This window comes from Streptomyces atratus (assembly GCF_900119365.1).
In the GTDB taxonomy this organism is placed as follows: domain Bacteria; phylum Actinomycetota; class Actinomycetes; order Streptomycetales; family Streptomycetaceae; genus Streptomyces; species Streptomyces atratus_B.
The window spans coordinates 348,528-367,419 of sequence record NZ_FPJO01000003.1 but is presented as its reverse complement, the minus strand read 5'-3'; the positions used below and the strand labels follow the sequence as shown (position 1 = coordinate 367,419).

Here is an 18,892-nt window from a genome sequence, read left to right as displayed (position 1 = left end):
CTCGCCCGGGGACCGTGAGACTCCTGACAACGCGGGACGGGCACCCGGTTGTTCCCGGGTGCCCGTCCTTTGTCTGCGGGTGTGGCAATAGCCCTCGTGTGCCGTTGGGCCGGGGACCGGCCCCGCCCAGCCGTGCAGTGCCCATCAAGTGCTCGCATTCGGGGCGCGTAGCTCAGACGGTGAGGGCGGAGAGACCCCGCCCCCTCCTATCCTGCCCCGTCAGTACCGCGGGTCGCCGCACGTGGGCCCGACCGGAGTCGGGCGATGCCTCAGCTCCACCGCAAGAGGGCTGCCCCCTTGACCTTCATCTCCTTGTTCGCGGCAACGTTGCCCCACGGCACCGTTATCTTGCCGCTCTTCCCGCAGCCGGCGTCGTACCAGGTCTTCTTCCCCTTGGAATTGAAGCCCTTGGCCTTCACACAGATGCTGCCCCCCTTGAAGACCTTCCAGGCGTAGACCATCTTCATGCCCTTGAAATGGTTCCTCCCGTTGAGATGCCAAGCAGCGGCATCAGGAAGATCCAATCAGGTAGCCACATAATCTGTCATCGATTTTTGAGCCACTCTCGAGCTCAATAGTGATACTGATGCGCAAACGCGAATCGGGCGCCCAAAAAAATCCTGGACACCCGATTCGTACATGCGGTACTCACACGCGGATTAGCGCCTCCAGCGGAGCGTCCGCCAGACCCTGTTCCAGCCGGGCACGGCCGTCCAGGAAGCCGAGCTCCATGAGGACCGCGACGCCCGCGACCTCGGCACCGGCCCGCCGGATCAGCTCCAGCGAGGCCTCGGCGGTGCCGCCGGTGGCGAGGACGTCGTCGATGACCATGATCCGGTCGTCGGCGGACAGGTCCCCCGCGTGGATCTCGATCTCGGCGGTGCCGTACTCCAGCTCGTACGCCTGGCTGAGCGTGGCTCCGGGCAGCTTGCCCGCCTTACGGACGGGTACGAAGCCGAGCCCGGCCCGGACCGCGACCGGGGCGGCCAGAATGAAGCCGCGCGCCTCCAGGCCGACGACCTTCGTGGCGCCGTGCCGTACGCACAGCTCCGCGAGGGTGTCGGTGAGGGCCGCGAACGCCGCCGGGTCCGCGAGCAGCGGGGTGATGTCCTTGAACAGCACACCCGGCTTCGGGTAGTCCGGGATGTCGCGGATCCGGCTGAGCAGGAGCTCGCGGGTGCTCTCGGTGGTGCTGGTCATCGACGCTTCCCCGGGGTCCGGCCATGACCCCTGGGGGGCTGCTGGCGCTGGCCGACGACCGCGGCGGCGGGGGCGGCGTCCTGCGGGAAGCCGTCGTCCGACGGGTCGTCCTCGGCGGACTCGCCCTTGGCGGCGGCTGCCGCGCGCTTGGCGAGGACCCGCTTCTTCAGGGCCTTCATCTGCGGGTCGCGTTCCTTGAGGTCGGCGACGAGCGGGGTGGCAATGAAGATCGAGGAGTACGCACCGGCCGCGAGGCCGACGAACAGCGACAGCGAGATGTCGTTCAGCATGCCGGCGCCGAGGACGCCACCGCCGATGAAGAGCAGACCGGCGACGGGGAGCAGGGCCACGACGGTGGTGTTGATGGAACGGACCAGCGTGCCGTTGATCGAGCGGTTGGCGATCTCGCTGTACGTCCAGCGGGTCTGCTTGGTGATGTCCTGTGTGCTCTCCCTGAGGCTGTCGAAGACGACGACCGTGTCGTAGAGGGAGTAGCCGAGGATGGTCAGCAGACCGATCACGGTGCCCGGGGTGACTTCGAAGCCGACCAGGGCGTAGATGCCGACCGTGATGGTGATGTCGTGGATCAGCGCGACCAGGGCCGCGATGGCCATGCGCCACTCGAAGGCGATGGCCAGGTAGATCACCACGAGGACCATGAAGACGCCGAGGCCGGTCCAGGCCTTGTTGGCGATCTGCTCACCCCAGCTGGGGCCGACCAGGTCGGCGGCGATCTTCTCCGCCGGGACGTCGAGGTCCTTGGAGAGCTTGTTCTTGATCTCGTCGGACTTCGCGGTGTCGACCTCGGTGATCTGGATGCGCAGACCGCCGTTGCCGAGCTTCTGGACGATCGCCTGGTGGCCGGATGCCTCCGTGGCCAGGTCCTCCGCCTCGGCGACGGTGACGCTGGTCTTCGGGGTGGTGAAGACGGCGCCGCCCTTGAACTCGATGCCCATGTTCAGGCCGCTGACCGCCAGGCCGACGATGGCCGTGATGGTGATCAGGATCGAGATCCCGTACCAGATCTTGCGCTTGCCGATGAAGTCGTAGCCGACCTCGCCTCGGTAGAGACGGGCGCCGAGAGTGCCGAGTCGCGACATCTCACGCCTCCTTCGGGTCAGTGGGGGCGTTGACACGACGCGAGCGGCGCAGCGGCGGCTTGGCGCCGAGCCGCTTCGGGTCCAGGCCGGACCACGGGTGACCGCCGGCGAAGAACTTCGTACGGGCCATCAGCGTCATGACGGGCTTGGTGAAGAGGAACACCACGACCACGTCGAGCAGGGTGGTGAGACCCAGCGTGAAGGCGAAGCCCTGGACCTTGCCGACGGTGACCACGAAGAGCACCGCCGCGGCGAGGAACGACACGAAGTCGGAGACCAGGATGGTGCGCCGGGCGCGCGGCCACGCCCGCTCGACGGCCGGGCGGAGCGTGCGGCCCTCGCGGATCTCGTCGCGGACCCGTTCGAAGTACACGATGAAGGAGTCCGCGGTGATACCGATGGCCACGATGGCGCCGCAGACCGCCGGGAGGTTCAGCGCGAAGCCGATGGCCGGGCCGAGCAGCGACATGATCGTGTAGGTCAGGATGCCGGAGACCAGGAGGCTCAGGAGCGCGATGAACGCGAGTCCCCGGTAGTAGGCCACCAGGTAGATGACCACCAGGGCCAGACCGATGGCACCGGCGATCAGACCCGCCTGGAGCTGCTCGCCGCCGAGTGCGGCAGTGACGGTGGTGACGCTCTGCTCCTTGAACGAGAGCGGGAGCGCACCGTAGGAAAGCACGTTGGCCAGGTCGTCGGCGGACTGCTGGGTGAAGCTGCCGGAGATCTCGGCGTTGGCGCTCAGTGCCGCGCGCACGTAGGGCGCCGAGACGACTTCACCGTCGAGCGCGATGGCGAACTGGTTCTGCGGCGACTGCTGCTGGGCGAGCTGGCCCGTAATCTTCTGGAACTTCTTGGCGCCGCCCTTGGTGAACTCCATCTGAACGATCCACTGACCGTTCTGGTCGATCGCCGCCTTGGCGCTGTCCACGTCCGTGCCGGACACCTGGGCCGGGCCGAGGACGTACTTCGCGTCGCCCTCGGAGCTGCACGCGACGACCGTGTCGGTCGGCTTGGCACCCAGGGCGGCCTTGGACCGGGACGCCTTGCTGGAGCAGTCGAGCGCCGCGAACTGCTTCTGCAGCTTGGCCGCGGCGGCTTCGTCGGCGGCGGACGCAGACGGCGTGCCGTCCGCCTTGGGCGTGGTGCTCGCCTTCGGCGTGGGCGTGGAGTCGGCCTTGAGTGCGCCGGTGACCGCGCGGCCCTGGGTGGTGGCGCTCGCACTCGGCGTCGCCGACGACTTCCCCTTGTCGGCGGTGGGGGCGCTCGGGCTGCCGGACGGGGTGGACTTGCCGGACGACGAGGCGCTGGGCATCGGGGTTGGCGTGCCCTGGGCGACGGTCAGCACCGGCCGGAAGTAGAGCTTGGCCGTGGTACCGACCTGCTCCCGGGCCTGGGCGGAGTTCGTGCCCTTGGGGATGTTGACGATGATGTTGCTCTTGCCCTGCGTCTGGACCTCGGCCTCGGAGACACCAAGACCATTGACACGGCGTTCCATGATCTGGACCGCCGTGTCCATGTTGGTCTTGTTGATCGCCGATTCCTGGCCCGGCTCGCTCTTCGCCTCAAGCGTGATGGACGTGCCGCCCGCCAGGTCGATGCCCAGCCGTGGGGTCGGCTGATCGGCCAGGAACATCCCGCCGGTGAGCGCGACCACGGCGATCAGGATCAGGGCCAGGGAACGCCCCGGCCTGCCCTGACCGCCGGCCGGCGCTCGCCTCTTCTTCGGTGCTGCCACCTTCTCGTTTCTCCCTGTCCAACCGCCCCGCGCCGGGTACGCGCCCGAGCGGCCACGAAGTGTAGTGGGGACCCGCCCCCGCAGAAGATCGCACGGGCCGGGGAACGCCGGACGCCGATGGTCTCACGGCATTCCCCGGGCGTGGCTTACTTCGCGTCGGCCTCGCCGTCGTCCTTGCCCTCGGACTTCTTGCCGGACTCGGCGTCCTTCGGCTCGGCCTCGTCGGCCTTCTTGCCCAGATCGATCCGGGCGTCGTCCGCGTCGTCCTCGTCGGTGCCGGCCTCGGTCAGCGAGGAGGCGTCGTCGGGAACGACCGTGCCGTCGAGGTCGCTCTCGTCGTCGCCGTGGACGATGCGGTTGTACTCCGCGTCGTCGAGGACGGCGCCGATGGCGTTCTTGGCGTAGACGGCGTGGACGCCGGGCGCGATCTCAAGGAGAACCGTGTCGTCGTGCAGCTCCTTGACGGTGGCGTACATGCCCCCGATCGTCCGGACGCCGGTGCCGGGCTGCATCTCGTTGCGCATCTGGGCGGCGGCCGCCTGCTTCTTCTTGGCGGACCGCGTCATCAGGAACATGGCCCCGATGAGCACGATGAAGGGGAGGAGGGTCACGGGATTCACGGGACGAGTTTCCTTCGCACGACCGCACTGGAAGGCGGCCTGTATCTACGGGGGTGGGTACACCGACCTGTAAGGGCGGCATCGGCGGAGTCTAAGCGAGTCCGCATCGATGGAACAACGCCCAAAGCCGCCGTGTGGTTCCTGCTCCGGTCAACCTGTGACACATCACGCCCCGAACAGGCCCTGTTGTCCCTTTCCGCCTTGCTGCGGAGGCACGAGACCCAGGTGGGCCCAGGCCGCGGGCGTCGCGACCCGGCCCCGCGGTGTCCTGGCCAGCAGCCCTTCCCGGACCAGGAAGGGCTCCGCGACCTCCTCGACGGTTTCGCGCTCCTCCCCCACGGCGACCGCGAGGGTGGACAGCCCGACGGGCCCGCCGCCGAAGAGCTTCAGCAGGGCGCCGAGCACCGCGCGGTCGAGCCGGTCGAGGCCGCGGGCGTCGACCTCGTAGACCCCGAGGGCCGCGGCGGCGACCGGGCGGTCGATCCGTCCGTCGGCCTTGACCTGGGCGTAGTCCCGGACGCGGCGCAGCAGCCGGTTGGCGATGCGCGGGGTACCGCGGGAACGGCCGGCGATCTCGGCGGCGCCTTCCACGTCTATCTCCACGTCGAGGAGGCGGGCGGAGCGGTGGACGACACGCTCCAGCTCGGCGGGTGCGTAGAACTCCATGTGGCCGGTGAAGCCGAAGCGGTCGCGCAGCGGCGGCGGCAGCAGTCCGGCCCTGGTGGTGGCGCCGACCAGGGTGAAGGGCGGCAGTTCCAGCGGGATGGCGGTGGCGCCGGGGCCCTTGCCGACGATGACGTCGACCCGGAAGTCCTCCATCGCCATGTAGAGCATCTCCTCGGCCGGCCGCGACATGCGGTGGATCTCGTCGAGGAAGAGGACCTCACCCTCCTGGAGGGAGGAGAGGATCGCGGCGAGATCACCCGCGTGCTGGATGGCGGGGCCGGAGGTGATCCGGATCGGCGCGCCCATCTCGGCCGCGATGATCATGGAGAGGGTGGTCTTGCCGAGGCCGGGGGCGCCGGAGAGCAGGACGTGGTCGGCGGTGGCGCCGCGGGCCCGGGCCGCCTTGAGGACCAGGTCGAGCTGTTCGCGCACCTTCTCCTGGCCGACGAATTCATCGAGGTCCTTCGGCCGCAGCGCCGCCTCGACCGCGGTGTCCTCGCCGTCCGCGTCGGCCTGGACGAGGCGCTCGTCGGGCCGCTCGTCGGTGTCGGGTCCGGTCTCGTCCCAGTTCATTCAGTCTGTCCCGCCTCGGGTGTTTCGGTGCCGTGCGGTGCCCGGCCCGGCGTCGGGGTGTTCCCCGGGGTGTCGCGCTCCGGTCAGCGCGCGCGGTTGAGGGTCTGCAGTGCGGCACGCAGCAGCTGCGGCACGGGCGCCTGCCCGCCCTCGGCGATGGCCGCCTCGGCCTGGGGGGCGACGGCGGTGACCGCCTCGTCGGCCTCTCGGGTGGCGTAGCCGAGGCCGATCAGGGCGGCCTGGAGCTGATCGCGCCAGGAGGAGGTGACGGCGGTGCCGATGCCCTGCCGGCCGACGTGGGCGCCGACGGGCTCGCCGAGTCTGTCCTTCAGTTCGAGGAGGAGTTTCTGCGCGCCCTTCTTGCCGATGCCGGAGACGGCGGTGAGCGCCTTCTCGTCGCCGGTGGCGACCGCGGTGCGCAGGGCGTCGGGACTGTGGGTGGCGAGCATGGCCTGGGCGAGCCGGGGCCCGACCCCGCTGGCGGTCTGGAGCAGCTCGAAGACCTGCCGCTCGTCGTCGTCGGCGAAGCCGTAGAGGGTGAGCGAGTCCTCCCGTACGACGAGGGAGGTGGCGAGCCTGGCCTCCTGGCCGATCCGGAGGCCGGCGAGGGTGTTCGGCGTGCACTGGACGGCCATGCCGATGCCGCCGACCTCGATCACGGCCGTGGTCGGGGCGAGTGCGGCCACGGGGCCGCTGACGAAGGCGATCATCGGGGGACCTTCCGGACGGGAACTGCGGGGTTACGGGAAACGCGCCGGGTGCCGGCCGCGGCGGCTGCCGCGTGTGCCTGCTGGAGGCGGTTGACGGCGGGGGCACGCCAGATGTGGCAGATGGCGAGGGCGAGGGCGTCGGCCGCGTCGGCCGGCTTCGGCGGGGCGTCGAGCCGCAGCAGCCGGGTGACCATGGCGCCGACCTGCGCCTTCTCCGCGCGGCCGCTGCCCGTGACGGCCGCCTTGACCTCGCTGGGGGTGTGCAGGGCGACGGGGATGCCGCGGCGCGACGCGCAGAGCATGGCGACGGCGCTGGCCTGGGCGGTACCCATGACCGTACGGACGTTGTGCTGGCTGAACACCCGCTCCACGGCGACGAATTCGGGCCGGTGCGCGTCGAGCCATTCCTCGATGCCGCGCTCGATGGCGACCAGCCGGTGGCCGAGCTCCGCGTCGGGCGGGGTGCGGACGACGCCCACGCCGAGCATCGTCAGGGGGCGGCCGGCGACGCCTTCGACGACGCCGACACCGCACCGGGTCAGCCCCGGGTCCACGCCCAGCACCCGCATGGGACGCCCCCTCCGTACCGATCGGTCAACTGTTCCCGCAGGCTATCGGCTCGCACTGACAATGCGACGGGCCGACGGGGTGTGTCCCCGTCGGCCCGTCCGTGAAGGCTGCGCTGGGCGCGGCTCAGGCGTCGACCTTCTCCATGACCTCGTCCGAGACGTCGAAGTTGGCGAAGACGTTCTGCACGTCGTCGCTGTCCTCCAGCGCGTCGATGAGCTTGAAGATCTTGCGCGCGCCCTCCTCGTCCAGCTCGACCTGCATGGTGGGCAGGAAGTTGGCCTCGGCGGAGTCGTAGTCGATGCCCGCCTCCTGGAGCGCGGTGCGGACCGCGACCATGTCGGTGGCCTCGCTGACGACCTCGTAGGTGTCACCGAGGTCGTTGACCTCCTCGGCGCCCGCGTCGAGCACGGCACCCAGGACGTCGTCCTCGGTCAGCTCGCCCTTGGGGACGATGACGACGCCCTTGCGGTTGAAGAGGTACGAGACCGAACCCGGGTCGGCCATCGAGCCGCCGTTGCGGGTCATCGCCACACGCACGTCGGAGGCGGCACGGTTGCGGTTGTCGGTGAGGCACTCGATGAGCACCGCGACACCGTTCGGGCCGTAACCCTCGTACATGATCGTCTGGTAGTCGACGCCGCCCGCTTCGAGACCGCCACCGCGCTTGACCGCGGAGTCGATGTTCTTGTTCGGTACGGAGCTCTTCTTCGCCTTCTGGATCGCGTCCACGAGGGTCGGGTTTCCCTCGGGGTCCACACCACCGGTGCGGGCCGCGACCTCGATGTTCTTGATCAGCTTCGCGAAGAGCTTGCCGCGCTTGGCATCAATCACGGCCTTCTTGTGCTTCGTCGTAGCCCATTTAGAGTGGCCGGACATCTGCCTTCTCCTTCGCGTCACCAAAAACGATTCGAACCCGAGAGATCCTACCGGGATCGAGTCAGCCGACTGCGCGCACCATATCCACGAACAGCGCGTGAACGCGGTGGTCTCCGGTCAATTCCGGGTGGAATGACGTGGCCAGGGCGTTTCCCTGACGTACGGCGACGATATGGCCGCCGTGCTCCGCCACCACCTCGGTCTGCGCGCCGACCGACTCCACCCAGGGGGCGCGGATGAACACGCCCTCCACGGGCCCGCCCTCGATGCCGGCGACCTCGACGGCCGCCTCGAAGGACTCGTTCTGCCGCCCGAAGGCATTGCGGCGCACGATCATGTCGATCCCGCCGACCGTCTCCTGGCCCGAACGCGGGTCGAGGATCTTGTCGGCGAGCAGAATCATTCCGGCGCAGGTGCCGTAGACCGGCATTCCGTCCCGTACCCGCTCGCGCAGCGGTTCCAGCATGCCGAAAAGGGAAGCCAACTTGGACATCGTGGTGGACTCGCCACCGGGAATGACCAGGCCGTCGACCTCGGCGAGTTCCTCGGGACGCCGGACCGGCCTGGCCAGGGCGTCAGCCGAGGCCAGGGCGATCAGGTGTTCCCGTACGTCGCCCTGGAGGGCCAGGACTCCGATCACAGGGGTGTCACTCATCAGTGATTACCAGCCGCGGTTGGCGTAGCGCTCGGCCTCGGGCAGGGTGTCGCAGTTGATGCCGACCATGGCCTCGCCCAGGTTCCGGGAAGCGTCCGCGATGATCTTGGGGTCGTCGTAGAAGGTGGTGGCCTTCACGATCGCGGCGGCGCGCTTGGCCGGGTCGCCGGACTTGAAGATGCCGGAGCCGACGAAGACGCCCTCGGCGCCGAGCTGACGCATCAGCGCGGCGTCGGCGGGGGTGGCTACACCGCCTGCGGAGAACAGCACGACGGGCAGTTTGCCGAGCTCCGCGACCTCCTTGACCAGCTCGTACGGGGCGCGGAGCTCCTTGGCGGCGGCGTACAGCTCGTTGCTGTCGTAGCCGCGCAGACGGGCGATCTCGTTCTTGATCTGGCGCAGGTGGCGGACGGCCTCGACGACGTTGCCGGTGCCGGCCTCGCCCTTCGAGCGGATCATGGCCGCACCCTCGGCGATCCGGCGCAGGGCCTCGCCCAGGTTGGTGGCACCGCAGACGAACGGGGTGGTGAAGGCGAACTTGTCGCTGTGGTTGACCTCGTCGGCCGGGGTGAGGACCTCGGACTCGTCGATGTAGTCGACTCCGAGGGACTGAAGGACCTGGGCCTCGACGAAGTGGCCGATACGGGACTTCGCCATCACCGGGATGGAGACGGCCTCGATGATCTCCTCGATCATGTTCGGGTCCGACATCCGGGCCACGCCACCGTCCTTGCGGATGTCGGCCGGCACCCGCTCCAGGGCCATGACGGCCACGGCGCCCGCGTCCTCGGCGATCTTCGCCTGCTCGGCGTTGACGACGTCCATGATCACGCCGCCCTTGAGCTGCTCGGCCATGCCGCGCTTGACGCGCGCGGTGCCCGTGGCCGGGGAGTCGGCGGACTGCGGGGTGGTGGGAAGCGTGGACATGGATCGACCTCACTCGGAGAAAAAGTTGCCGAAAAGCGCTGGTTGGTGCAGTGCTGAGCAAACTCTCCGGGAACAGTCCACTGCAAGGGCCAATGGAAGGCCGGTGGATCGTTTTGGACGCGTACGTGGCGGGATGTGGTCCCCGTCACGCGTGAATACGGCCGTCCGGTCAGCTGACGGGGCGGTCCGCGAGGGCCACCGGAGGTTCGTCGTCCATCTCGAAGGCCAGTGGGAACGGGGCGTGCCCGGCCAGCCGGAACCACCGCACCTTGCGGTGCCGGCGCAGTGCGCGCGCCGCGCGCACCGCGTCGTTGTGGAACCGCCGGGCCATCGGGACGCGGCGCACGGCGGCGGCGAGTTCGGACGCCGCTTCCTCACCGCCGGGGATCTCCTTCACGGCCTCCACCTGTGCCGTCTCGCCGAAGACCGCCCGCAGCGCGGCGCTCAGCTCGCTCTCGGCGACCTCGCGGTGCTCCTCCTCGGCCTGGCGGGCGGCGTGCGCGGCCTCGTACAGGACGATGGACGCGGCCGGGTCGAGGACACCGGACGTGGCCAGTTCCTGGGTGACCGACGCACGGCGCAGCAGCTGTGCGTCGAGGGCGGCCCGTGCGGCGTCGATGCGGGTGTGCAGCCGGTCCAGCCGCCCGGCGGTCCAGCTGAGGTACATGCCGATCGCGACGACCGCGACGGCGATCCAGATGAGGGTTTCGATCACGGGCGGCAAGGCTACCGTCGGGGCGCGGACGGCGTGGCGGTCCGGGTGCGGGCCCGGACCGCGATCCCCGGACCGTTACTCCCGCGCCAGGCCGAACCGCGCCCGCAGTCCCGTGCGTTCGTCGGCCGCCACCGAGGCCGCGCCGTCCGTCACCGTCTCGTACACGGCGAGGATGTCCGCCCCGACCGTCGACCAGTCGAACCGCCGCACATGCGCGGCGCCGCGCTCGCGCAGCTCCGCACGCCGCTCCGGGTCGCCGAGCAGCCGGATCGCCGCCTCGGCCAGCGCGTCGGCGTCCTCGCTGGCGAAGAGTTCGCCCGCCGCGCCGAGGTCCAGCACCTGGGCGAACGCGTCCAGATCGCTGGCGAGGACCGGAGCTCCGGCCGACATCGCCTCGACCAGGATGATCCCGAAGCTCTCGCCGCCCGTGTTGGGCGCGACGTACACATCGACGCTGCGCAGCAGCCGCGCCTTGTCCTCGTCGCTGACCATGCCGAGGAATTCGACCCGCTCGCGCATCGCCTCGGGCAGCGAGGCGACGGCCTCCTCCTCGTCGCCCCGGCCGGCGACCAGCAGCCTGGTGTCCGGGCGGGCGGCGAGGATCGCGGGCAGCGCCCTCATCAGGACCGGCAGGCCCTTGCGGGGCTCGTCGATGCGCCCGATGAAGCCGATCGTTCCCCCCTGCCACTCGGCCTTGGGCTCGGCGGCGGCGAAGAAGCCGACATCGACCCCGTTCGGAATGACCACCGCGTCGCCGCCGAGGTGCTCGACCAGGGTGCGGCGCGCGTACTCGCTCACCGCGATCCGTGCGCTGATCTTCTCCAGCGCCGGCTGCAGGATCGGGTACGCCGCGATCATGGCCCGGGAGCGCGGGTTGGAGGTGTGGAAGGTGGCGACGATCGGCCCCTGCGCGGCCCAGCAGGCGAGCAGCCCCAGCGAGGGCGAGGTCGGCTCGTGGATGTGGATCACGTCGAAGGTGCCGTCGTGCAGCCAGCGGCGCACCCGGGCGGCCGAGAGGAAGCCGAAGTTCAGCCGGGCGACGGAGCCGTTGTACGGGACGGGCACGGCACGGCCCGCCGACACCACGTACGGCGGCAGCGGTGTCTCGTCGTCGGCGGGTGCCAGCACCGACACCTGGTGCCCCAGCCGGATCAGGTGCTCGGCAAGGTCGCGGATGTGGAACTGCACACCGCCCGGTACGTCCCAGGAGTACGGGCAGACGATGCCGATCTTCACGTCGTGTCCTCCCGGGGCTCCAGATCGGCGAGCCAGAGCCGTTGCAGCATGTGCCAGTCCTCCGGATGCTCGGCGATTCCGACGGCGAAGGCATCGGCCAGCGCCTGTGTCATCGAGGACGTCTTCTCGGTGCGGCTGCCTGACCGGGGCACCTCGACCGGCGGATGGATGCGCGCCTTCATCACGGGCGTGTCGTCGTAGCCGAGCGTCACGGGCAGCAGCAGCGCACCGGTCTGCTGGGCCAGCAGCGCGGGCCCGGCGGGCATCCGTGCGGTGTCGCCGAAGAACTTGACCTCGACGCCGGAGGCGGACAGATCACGGTCGGCGACCAGGCAGATCAGCCCGCCGGCGCGCAGTCGGCGCGCCAGGGTGCCGAAGGCGGCGCCGCCGCTGTGCGGCAGGACCTCCATCCCGAGCCCCTCGCGGTAGGCCACGAACCGGTCGTACAGCGTCTCGGGCCTGAGCCGCTCGGCGACCGTGGTGAAGGGCACCTTGAGGTCGGTGGTGACCCAGGCTCCCGCCAGGTCCCAGTTGGCCAGGTGCGGCAGGGCGAGGATGACGCCGCGGCCGGTGTCGAGGCCGTCGGTCAGCCGGTGCGCGTCGGTCACCTCTATGGATGCCTTGATCCTCTCCGGACTCCAGGTGGGCAGCCGGAACGACTCCATCCAGTAGCGCATGTACGAGCGCATCCCGGCCCTGGAGAGCTCGGCCAGCCTGGCCGGTGACGCCCCGGGTGCGACCCGTGCCAGATTCGACTCCAGCCGCAGCACGCTCTTGCCGCGCCGCTTCCACACCTGGTCGGCGATGGTGCGGAAGAGCGTCCGGGCGACCGGTTCGGGGAGTTTCTTGACGGCTGTCCAGCCGAGCCCGTACAGCCCGTCGGTCAGCCGGTCCCGCAGGCCGGTCCGCGCCTCCCCGGGGTCGTCGCTCACCGTGCGGTCCCGCTCCCCGGGCCTGCGGCGGCGGCCTCGGCCGCGTCGGCCTCCGCGGACTCGCGGCGCACGGTCACGACCCGCTGCACCAGCGTGATTAGGCTGCCCACGGCGACGATCCACAGCCCGATCGGCAGCAGGACCTGGACCCCGGGGACACCGAACTCGTGCAGCCCCGCGAGTCCGGCCGCTACCAGCGAGATCACCAGTCGCTCGGCGCGCTCCACGAGACCGTTGACCGCGACCGGCAGCCCGATCGATTCGCCACGCGCCTTGGTGTACGAGACCACCTGGCCGCTGGCCAGGCAGAAGATCGCGACGGCGCAGAGCACGTTGTCGTCGCCGTTGCCCGCGTACCAGAGCGCGAACCCGCCGAAGATCGCTCCGTCGGCGACCCGGTCCAGGGTCGAGTCCAGGAACGCGCCCCAGCGGCTGGAGATACCGGCCTGCCGGGCCATGTTGCCGTCGACGAGGTCGGAGAAGACGAAGATCGTGATGACGATGGTGCCCCAGAAGAACTCCCCCATCGGGAAGAAGACCAGCGCACCTGCCATCACCCCGGCCGTACCGATCAGAGTGACCGCGTCAGGACTCACGCCGAGACGGAGCAACAGTGCGGCGAACGGTGTGAGGACACGCGTAAAAAATGCACGCGCGTACTTGTTCAGCATGGCCTTCCCGAGGGTCGGTGGGCCGAGCGGCCCCTTCGGCCACCGGCTGGCCCATCGTAGTCACGCCCGCCGGACTCCACCGTCCGGGCACCCGGCCTCGCGCGGCGCCGTGCCATGTATGGACGCGACCTGGCCCGAGTGGAAAGCTCGAATTACCGCGGGCGTCGCCGTAGCCGCCGCGGCGGCTCACCGGTACCCGTGCACATCTCCCACATCGCGTCGGTATTCCCTCCGCTTCGCACCCCTACTCGGGAGGCACGCATCATGGGCGACAAGGCATACGCGCACACCGGGGCCGCCGGCAGAGCAGCGACGGCCGGCCGGCCCTCATCCGTACGGAATGTGGTGCTGGTCGGCCACAGCGGCTCCGGAAAGACCACCCTCGTCGAGGCCCTCGCGCTGACGGCGGGAGCGGTCAACCGGGCAGGCCGGGTCGAGGACGGCGCCACCGTCTCCGACTACGACGGGATCGAGCACCGCCAGCAACGCTCCGTACAGCTCTCCGTGGTCCCTGTCGACTGGGGCGGGTACCGGATCAATCTGCTGGACACCCCCGGCTACGCCGACTTCGTCGGGGAGCTCAGGGCCGGCCTGCGGGCGGCGGACGCGGCCCTGTTCGTCGTCTCGGCGGCCCAGGAGGCCGACGCGGTGGCGGGCGCCACCCGTGCCGTGTGGGAGGAGTGCGCGGCCGTCGGCATGCCGCGCGCCATCGTCGTCACCCACCTCGACACTGCACGCACCTCGTTCGACGGTATGACCCGGATCTGCGGCGAGATCTTCGGCGGCGAGGACCCCGACGCGGTGCTCCCGCTCCACCTGCCCGTCCTCGGCCCCGAGGGCGCCGACGGACACGCCCCGCTCACCGGGCTCACCGGCCTCCTCACCCAGCGGATCTTCGACTACTCCTCGGGCGAGCGGCAGGAGAACCCGCCCGCCCCGGCCGAGCGGACGACGCTCCAGGAGGCCCGCGACCGGCTCATCGAGGGGATCATCGCCGAGAGCGAGGACGAGACCCTGATGGACCGCTATCTCGGCGGCGCCGAGGTCGATGTCAAGACACTCGTCGACGATCTCGAGCGCGCCGTCGCCCGGGGCACCTTCCACCCCGTCCTCACCGCGGCCCCCGCCGCCGCGGGCGCCCGACAGGGCATCGGCACCGTCGAACTCCTGGACCTGATCACCGGCGGCTTCCCGACCCCGCTGGAGCGCCCGCTCCCCGACGTCACCCCCCTGCACGGTGCGTCGCGACCGGTCCTGACCTGCGACCCGGACGGCCCGCTCGTCGCCGAGGTGGTCAAGACGGCCTCCGACCCGTACGTGGGCCGGGTCTCGCTGGTACGCGTCTTCTCCGGCACCCTGCGTCCCGACGAGACCGTCCATGTGTTCGGCCATGGCCTCACCGAGCCCGGCCACGAGACCCGCCCCTTCCACGAGGCCGAGGTACGTATCGGCGCGCTCTCCTCCCCCTTCGGCAAGCAGCAGCGTCCCCTCACCGAGTGCATCGCGGGAGATCTGGCCTGCGTCGCCAAACTGGGCAGCGCCGAGACCGGGGACACCCTGTCCGACAAGGACCTTCCACTGCTGATGGACCCCTGGACCTCTCCGGACCCACTGCTGCCGCTCGCCATCGAGGCGCACAGCAAGGCGGACGAGGACAAGCTCTCCCAGGGGCTCGCCCGGCTGGTCGCCGAGGACCCCACCATGCGCCTGGAACAGAATCAGGACACCCGCCAGGTGGTCCTGTGGTGCCTGGGCGAGGCCCATCAGGACGTGGCACTGGACCGGCTGCGCAGCCGCTACGGCGTCCGGGTCGACGCCGTACCGCACAAGGTGTCGCTCCGCGAGACCTTCGCCGCCCCCTCCAGCGGGCGCGGCCGGCATGTGAAGCAGTCCGGCGGCCACGGCCAGTACGCCATCTGCGAGATCGACGTGGAGCCACTGCCCCCGGGCTCGGGCATCGAATTCGTCGACAAGGTGGTCGGCGGGGCGGTGCCCCGCCAGTTCATCCCGTCCGTCGAGAAGGGCGTACGCGCCCAGGCCGCCCGCGGGGTCGCGGCCGGGCACCCGCTCGTCGACGTACGCATCACCCTGCGGGACGGCAAGTCCCACTCGGTGGACTCCTCCGACGCCGCCTTCCAGACCGCGGGCGCCCTCGCCCTGCGCGAAGCCGCCGCGGACACCCGCATCCAACTCCTCGAACCCGTGGCCGAGATCCAGGTCATGGTCCCGGACGACTATGTCGGGCCGGTGATGAGCGATCTGTCCGGGCGGCGCGGCAGAGTGATCGGGACCGAGCAGTCCGGCCCCGGCCGCACCCTCGTACGGGCCGAGGTGCCCGAACTGGAGATCGGCAGGTACGCGGTCGACCTGCGCTCCCTCTCCCATGGCGCCGGCCGCTTCGACCGGGCGTACGCCCGGCACGAAGCCATGCCCCCGCTGCTCGCCGAACGCATCCGCGAGCAGCAGGAGAACAACCCGAACGACTCATGACCAGCCATGCCGCCCGTCTTTGTCCACAGGGGCGGGCGGCGCAGCGTTCCGGACGATACGCTTTGGTCCCAGCTCAGAAGGTGTGCCGGGCACGGCAGTTGGGAAACAGCCGCAGGAGCAGTTCCTCGGCGGCGAGTGGGGGCGACAGTGGCCAGCGACGGATTCGATTTCTCTCCCGGAGCACAGATCCCGCTCCAGGGTTCGGGCGGACAGGCGGTGGCGACGAACGCCCTCGCCTCCGCCGCGTACCGCGACAGCCCGGTGGAGAAAATCCTTGACGCCAACAGCGAATGGCACAAGTCCGAAGTCAAGGTGGGCCGTTCCAAGCTCTTCAGGTCCGACTACTTCAAGCCCAATCTCGGCGAGGCGTTCTCCCGCGCCGTGCAGGAACGCATGCTGGGCGGCGCCCGCAAGGCCCTCATCCAGTCCTTCGGGACCGACCCGCAGACCGTCGTCGAGCACTGCCTGTCCGCGACCCGCCTCCGCAAGAGCCGCGACACCAAACTCACCGCCGTCACCGCCCTGTTCGGCTTCTTCTTCCTGCCCGGCATGATCCTGTGGGTCCTCGCGTTCCGCCTGCGCGACTACCTCGGCAACACCAAGGACAAGGCGCTCTCCGCCCTGGGCGGCGCGCTGCTCCCGATCATCGGCATCGTGGCGCTGGTCTTCATGGTCGGCCTGCCGCTCAACGGGTTCCTGGCGCTCTACGTCCGCGCGATGATCGTCGCCCCCGTCGTCGGCTGGTTCATCGCCAAACGGATCGCCGAGTCCTCCGCCAAGGACATGCGCGCCCGGTGGGAAGGGCTGCTCTCCGGCGGCGGTGTCATCGCCAAGATCCCCGAGGCAGTGCCGAAGAACCCCAACGAGACTTCACGCGAGGCGCTCCGCCAGGGTCTGGAGAAGCTCTCTGCCGAGCAGCAGTCGAACTCGGTGTTCTACGCGGGCCCCAAGGGAATCCTCGGCATGGGCACCCGCTGGGGCAGCTGGCAGCTCGCCGAGGAGCTGGTCCCCAAGGAGCCCGGCAAGGAGTTCCACCAGTTCCGCAGCTGGGACCTGGTACGGGCCATCCACGACCAGCTCAAGGTGCTGGAGCGCGGTCCGCTGAACACCGGGGGGTTCCCCACCCCGTCGGTCACCCACTGGATCGTGTCCCCCGTCGGGGAGAACGCCGACTCGGTCTCCCGCCCCGACGGCGAGGACGTCGCCACCTTCCAGGTCAAGCCGCACGAGATACAGCGGATCTGCAACCACCAGCAGTTCGGCAGCGGTGACCGGCACTATCTGGGCGTCCAGTTCACTCTCTGGGAAGGCCAGTTGATCATCACGATGATGATCACGGTCACGGTGCTCCACGAAACCCTGCGCATCGAGGTCACCGGACACGCGCTCGGCCCGGTCCACTCGCTCTTCACCAGCAAGCCCGCGGCCAAGACCAAGACCGTCAACAAGACCGTCCGGTTCTGGGAGACCCGCGACATCACGCTCCCGCTGGTCGAGTCCAGTGAGGTCGTCCGCCTCGCCCTGCGTGCCCCGTTCACCTGGTACCCGCCGCTGCTGGACTACCTGGGCGGCAAGATCGCCCTGCCCGAGCCGTTCGGCCTGCGTCATGCCTGGGCCGAGAAGCCGTGGCGCCACCGCTTCATGGCGGACGACGCGATGCGCGCCGCCACACCCGTCCTGCGCGCCGTCCACAGCGCCGCCCTGCGCGTTCTTGATGAGAACGGCGTCGACACCGAGCGCTTCGACAACCGCTCGATGGTGCTGAGCGGCGCGGTCCAGGACCCGACCCCGCGCAAGGCGGACGTCTACGACGCGTAGCCGGCCGCCCGGACAGGCGAAAGCCGCCCCGGCAGGAAGCCGGGGCGGCCCCGTCGGAAAGCGGCAGCCGGGGTCAGTCGACGGGCCAGGCGTCGGCCAGCATCTTGCGGGTGTCGGCGAGCAGCTGCGGCAGCACCTTGGTGTGTCCGACCACCGGCATGAAGTTGGTGTCGCCACCCCAGCGCGGCACCAGATGCTGGTGCAGATGGGCCGCGATGCCGGCCCCCGCCACCGCGCCCTGGTTCATGCCGATGTTGAATCCGTGCGCTCCCGAGGCCGTCCGCAGAGCCACCATCGCCCGCTTGGTGAAATCGGCCAGCTCCATGGTCTCCGGGCCGTCCAGCTCCGTGTAGTCGGCGACATGCCGGTACGGCACCACCATCAGATGCCCGCCGTTGTACGGGTACAGATTCAGCACGGCGTAGACATGCTTGCCACGCGCGACGACGAGCCCGTCCTCGTCCGAATTCGACGGGATCCCGCAGAACGGACAGCCGTCGCCGGCCTCCGGACCGGTCGGCTTGTTCTCGCCCTGGATGTACGCCATCCGGTGGGGCGTCCACAGGCGCTGGAACGCGTCGGGCGTTCCCACTCCGATCTGCTGCTCCGGCTCACTCGTCATGGCGATCAGCATATTGCTTCGCTCCCGGGGTGCGTGTCGCCGGGGCCGCACCCGCCGGCGTACGGCGATGCTGAGGCGATGAGCGACCAGTCCGCCGACTCCGCCCCTCTTCGCTTCCGGCGCTGGGAGCAACGCACGGAAGTGCCGCTCTTCGGCGCCTCGCTGCTCTTCCTGCTCGGCTACGCGGTCCGCGTGCTCGCCCCTGCGGACACCGGGCCCTGGCGGGACATCGCCCTCGCGCTGGTCGGTGTCACCTGGCTGGTCTTCGCGGCGGACTACGCCGTACGGATCCGGCTCAGCGGCCTCGGTCTCCGCTTCGTGCGGGTGCACTGGCTGGACACGGTGGTGCTGCTGCTTCCGCTGCTGCGGCCGCTGCGCCTGATCCGGGTCTACACCGCGGTCCAGCAGCGACAGGAGCGGCCGTGGCTGAGCCTGTACGCCCGCGTGATCGCCTACGCCGGGGCGACCGCCCTGCTGCTCGGCTTCTCCGCCGCGCTCGCCGTCTACGACCAGGAGCACAAGGCGCCGGGGGCGTCGATCCGTACCTTCGGTGACTCGGTGTGGTGGGCGTGCGAGACGCTGACGACCGTGGGGTACGGGGACACGGTGCCGGTCACGCCGGGCGGCCGGATCGTGGCCTCGGGCCTGATGGCCTGCGGGCTGGCGCTGCTGGGAGCGGTGACGGGGTCGTTCTCGTCGTGGCTGGTGCAGGTCTTCACCCGGGAGGACGAGAGGAGGCCCCCGGAGCGCGAGTAGCTCTCCGGGGGCCTCCT

The 18,892-nt window shown here is 70.1% G+C and carries 19 protein-coding genes; 3 read left to right on the top strand and 16 right to left on the bottom strand.

The features are described 5' to 3' along the window. Window positions 1-269: 269 nt before the first annotated feature. The 15 genes from BT364_RS08640 to pgsA all read right to left on the bottom strand — a co-directional run bounded on the left by BT364_RS08640 (window position 270) and on the right by pgsA (window position 13,189). The gene (locus BT364_RS08640; protein WP_072484516.1) at window positions 270-467 is read right to left on the bottom strand and encodes a hypothetical protein; all 198 of its coding nucleotides are present in this window, start codon (window positions 465-467) and stop codon (window positions 270-272) included. 181 nt (window positions 468-648) lie between these two features. Next, window positions 649-1,200 (bottom strand): adenine phosphoribosyltransferase, encoded by a 552-nt coding sequence (locus tag BT364_RS08635; protein WP_072484515.1) that lies wholly within the window; start codon window positions 1,198-1,200, stop codon window positions 649-651. Next, a complete protein-coding gene (gene secF, locus BT364_RS08630; protein ID WP_072484514.1) occupies window positions 1,197-2,300 on the bottom strand; it encodes a protein translocase subunit SecF in 1,104 nt (367 codons plus the stop codon). The genes BT364_RS08635 and secF overlap by 4 nt, the downstream gene beginning before the upstream one ends. 1 nt (window position 2,301) lies before the next feature. Then, window positions 2,302-4,038: a protein translocase subunit SecD gene (gene secD, locus BT364_RS08625; RefSeq protein ID WP_072484513.1), complete on the bottom strand. Its 1,737-nt coding sequence runs from the start codon at window positions 4,036-4,038 to the stop codon at window positions 2,302-2,304. A 146-nt stretch (window positions 4,039-4,184) separates the two neighbouring features. After that, a complete protein-coding gene (gene yajC / locus BT364_RS08620; RefSeq protein ID WP_072484512.1) occupies window positions 4,185-4,658 on the bottom strand; it encodes a preprotein translocase subunit YajC in 474 nt (157 codons plus the stop codon). Window positions 4,659-4,823: 165 nt separating this feature from the next. Next, a complete protein-coding gene (ruvB, locus tag BT364_RS08615) occupies window positions 4,824-5,897 on the bottom strand; it encodes a Holliday junction branch migration DNA helicase RuvB (protein ID WP_072484511.1) in 1,074 nt (357 codons plus the stop codon). Between the two features lie 83 nt (window positions 5,898-5,980). Beyond that, window positions 5,981-6,607, bottom strand: a complete 627-nt coding sequence (gene ruvA / locus BT364_RS08610; protein ID WP_072484510.1) for a Holliday junction branch migration protein RuvA — start codon at window positions 6,605-6,607, stop codon at window positions 5,981-5,983. Continuing rightward, a complete protein-coding gene (ruvC, locus tag BT364_RS08605; protein WP_072484509.1) occupies window positions 6,604-7,176 on the bottom strand; it encodes a crossover junction endodeoxyribonuclease RuvC in 573 nt (190 codons plus the stop codon). The genes ruvA and ruvC overlap by 4 nt, the downstream gene beginning before the upstream one ends. Window positions 7,177-7,300: 124 nt before the next feature. Beyond that, window positions 7,301-8,053 (bottom strand): YebC/PmpR family DNA-binding transcriptional regulator, encoded by a 753-nt coding sequence (locus BT364_RS08600; protein ID WP_072484508.1) that lies wholly within the window; start codon window positions 8,051-8,053, stop codon window positions 7,301-7,303. Between the two features lie 61 nt (window positions 8,054-8,114). After that, the gene (gene pdxT / locus BT364_RS08595) at window positions 8,115-8,708 is read right to left on the bottom strand and encodes a pyridoxal 5'-phosphate synthase glutaminase subunit PdxT (RefSeq protein WP_072484507.1); all 594 of its coding nucleotides are present in this window, start codon (window positions 8,706-8,708) and stop codon (window positions 8,115-8,117) included. Window positions 8,709-8,714: 6 nt separating this feature from the next. After that, on the bottom strand, window positions 8,715-9,635 hold the full coding sequence (pdxS, locus tag BT364_RS08590; protein WP_072484506.1) for a pyridoxal 5'-phosphate synthase lyase subunit PdxS: 921 nt from the start codon (window positions 9,633-9,635) through the stop codon (window positions 8,715-8,717). A 169-nt stretch (window positions 9,636-9,804) separates the two neighbouring features. After that, on the bottom strand, window positions 9,805-10,350 hold the full coding sequence (locus tag BT364_RS08585; RefSeq protein ID WP_072484505.1) for a LemA family protein: 546 nt from the start codon (window positions 10,348-10,350) through the stop codon (window positions 9,805-9,807). A gap of 75 nt (window positions 10,351-10,425) precedes the next feature. Further along, a complete protein-coding gene (locus tag BT364_RS08580; protein WP_072484504.1) occupies window positions 10,426-11,586 on the bottom strand; it encodes a glycosyltransferase family 4 protein in 1,161 nt (386 codons plus the stop codon). Further along, entirely contained in the window at window positions 11,583-12,518 is a 936-nt protein-coding gene (locus BT364_RS08575; RefSeq protein WP_072484503.1) for a phosphatidylinositol mannoside acyltransferase, read from the bottom strand. The genes BT364_RS08580 and BT364_RS08575 overlap by 4 nt, the downstream gene beginning before the upstream one ends. After that, window positions 12,515-13,189: a phosphatidylinositol phosphate synthase gene (gene pgsA / locus BT364_RS08570; protein ID WP_072484502.1), complete on the bottom strand. Its 675-nt coding sequence runs from the start codon at window positions 13,187-13,189 to the stop codon at window positions 12,515-12,517. Before pgsA ends, BT364_RS08575 begins: the two co-directional genes overlap by 4 nt. Window positions 13,190-13,453: 264 nt before the next feature. Between pgsA and BT364_RS08565 the strand changes: the two genes are divergently transcribed. Further along, window positions 13,454-15,679: an elongation factor G-like protein EF-G2 gene (locus BT364_RS08565; protein WP_072484501.1), complete on the top strand. Its 2,226-nt coding sequence runs from the start codon at window positions 13,454-13,456 to the stop codon at window positions 15,677-15,679. A 147-nt stretch (window positions 15,680-15,826) separates the two neighbouring features. Next, complete coding sequence (locus BT364_RS08560) at window positions 15,827-17,497, top strand: hypothetical protein (RefSeq protein ID WP_072484500.1); 1,671 nt, start codon at window positions 15,827-15,829, stop codon at window positions 17,495-17,497. 73 nt (window positions 17,498-17,570) lie between these two features. Here BT364_RS08560 and BT364_RS08555 read toward each other — a convergent pair whose 3' ends face one another. After that, window positions 17,571-18,131 carry an HIT family protein gene (locus tag BT364_RS08555; protein ID WP_072484499.1) on the bottom strand — a complete coding sequence of 187 codons (561 nt, stop codon included), beginning with the start codon at window positions 18,129-18,131 and terminating at the stop codon, window positions 17,571-17,573. A 66-nt stretch (window positions 18,132-18,197) separates the two neighbouring features. Between BT364_RS08555 and BT364_RS08550 the strand changes: the two genes are divergently transcribed. Continuing rightward, window positions 18,198-18,875: a potassium channel family protein gene (locus BT364_RS08550; protein ID WP_072484498.1), complete on the top strand. Its 678-nt coding sequence runs from the start codon at window positions 18,198-18,200 to the stop codon at window positions 18,873-18,875. Window positions 18,876-18,892: the final 17 nt, after the last annotated feature.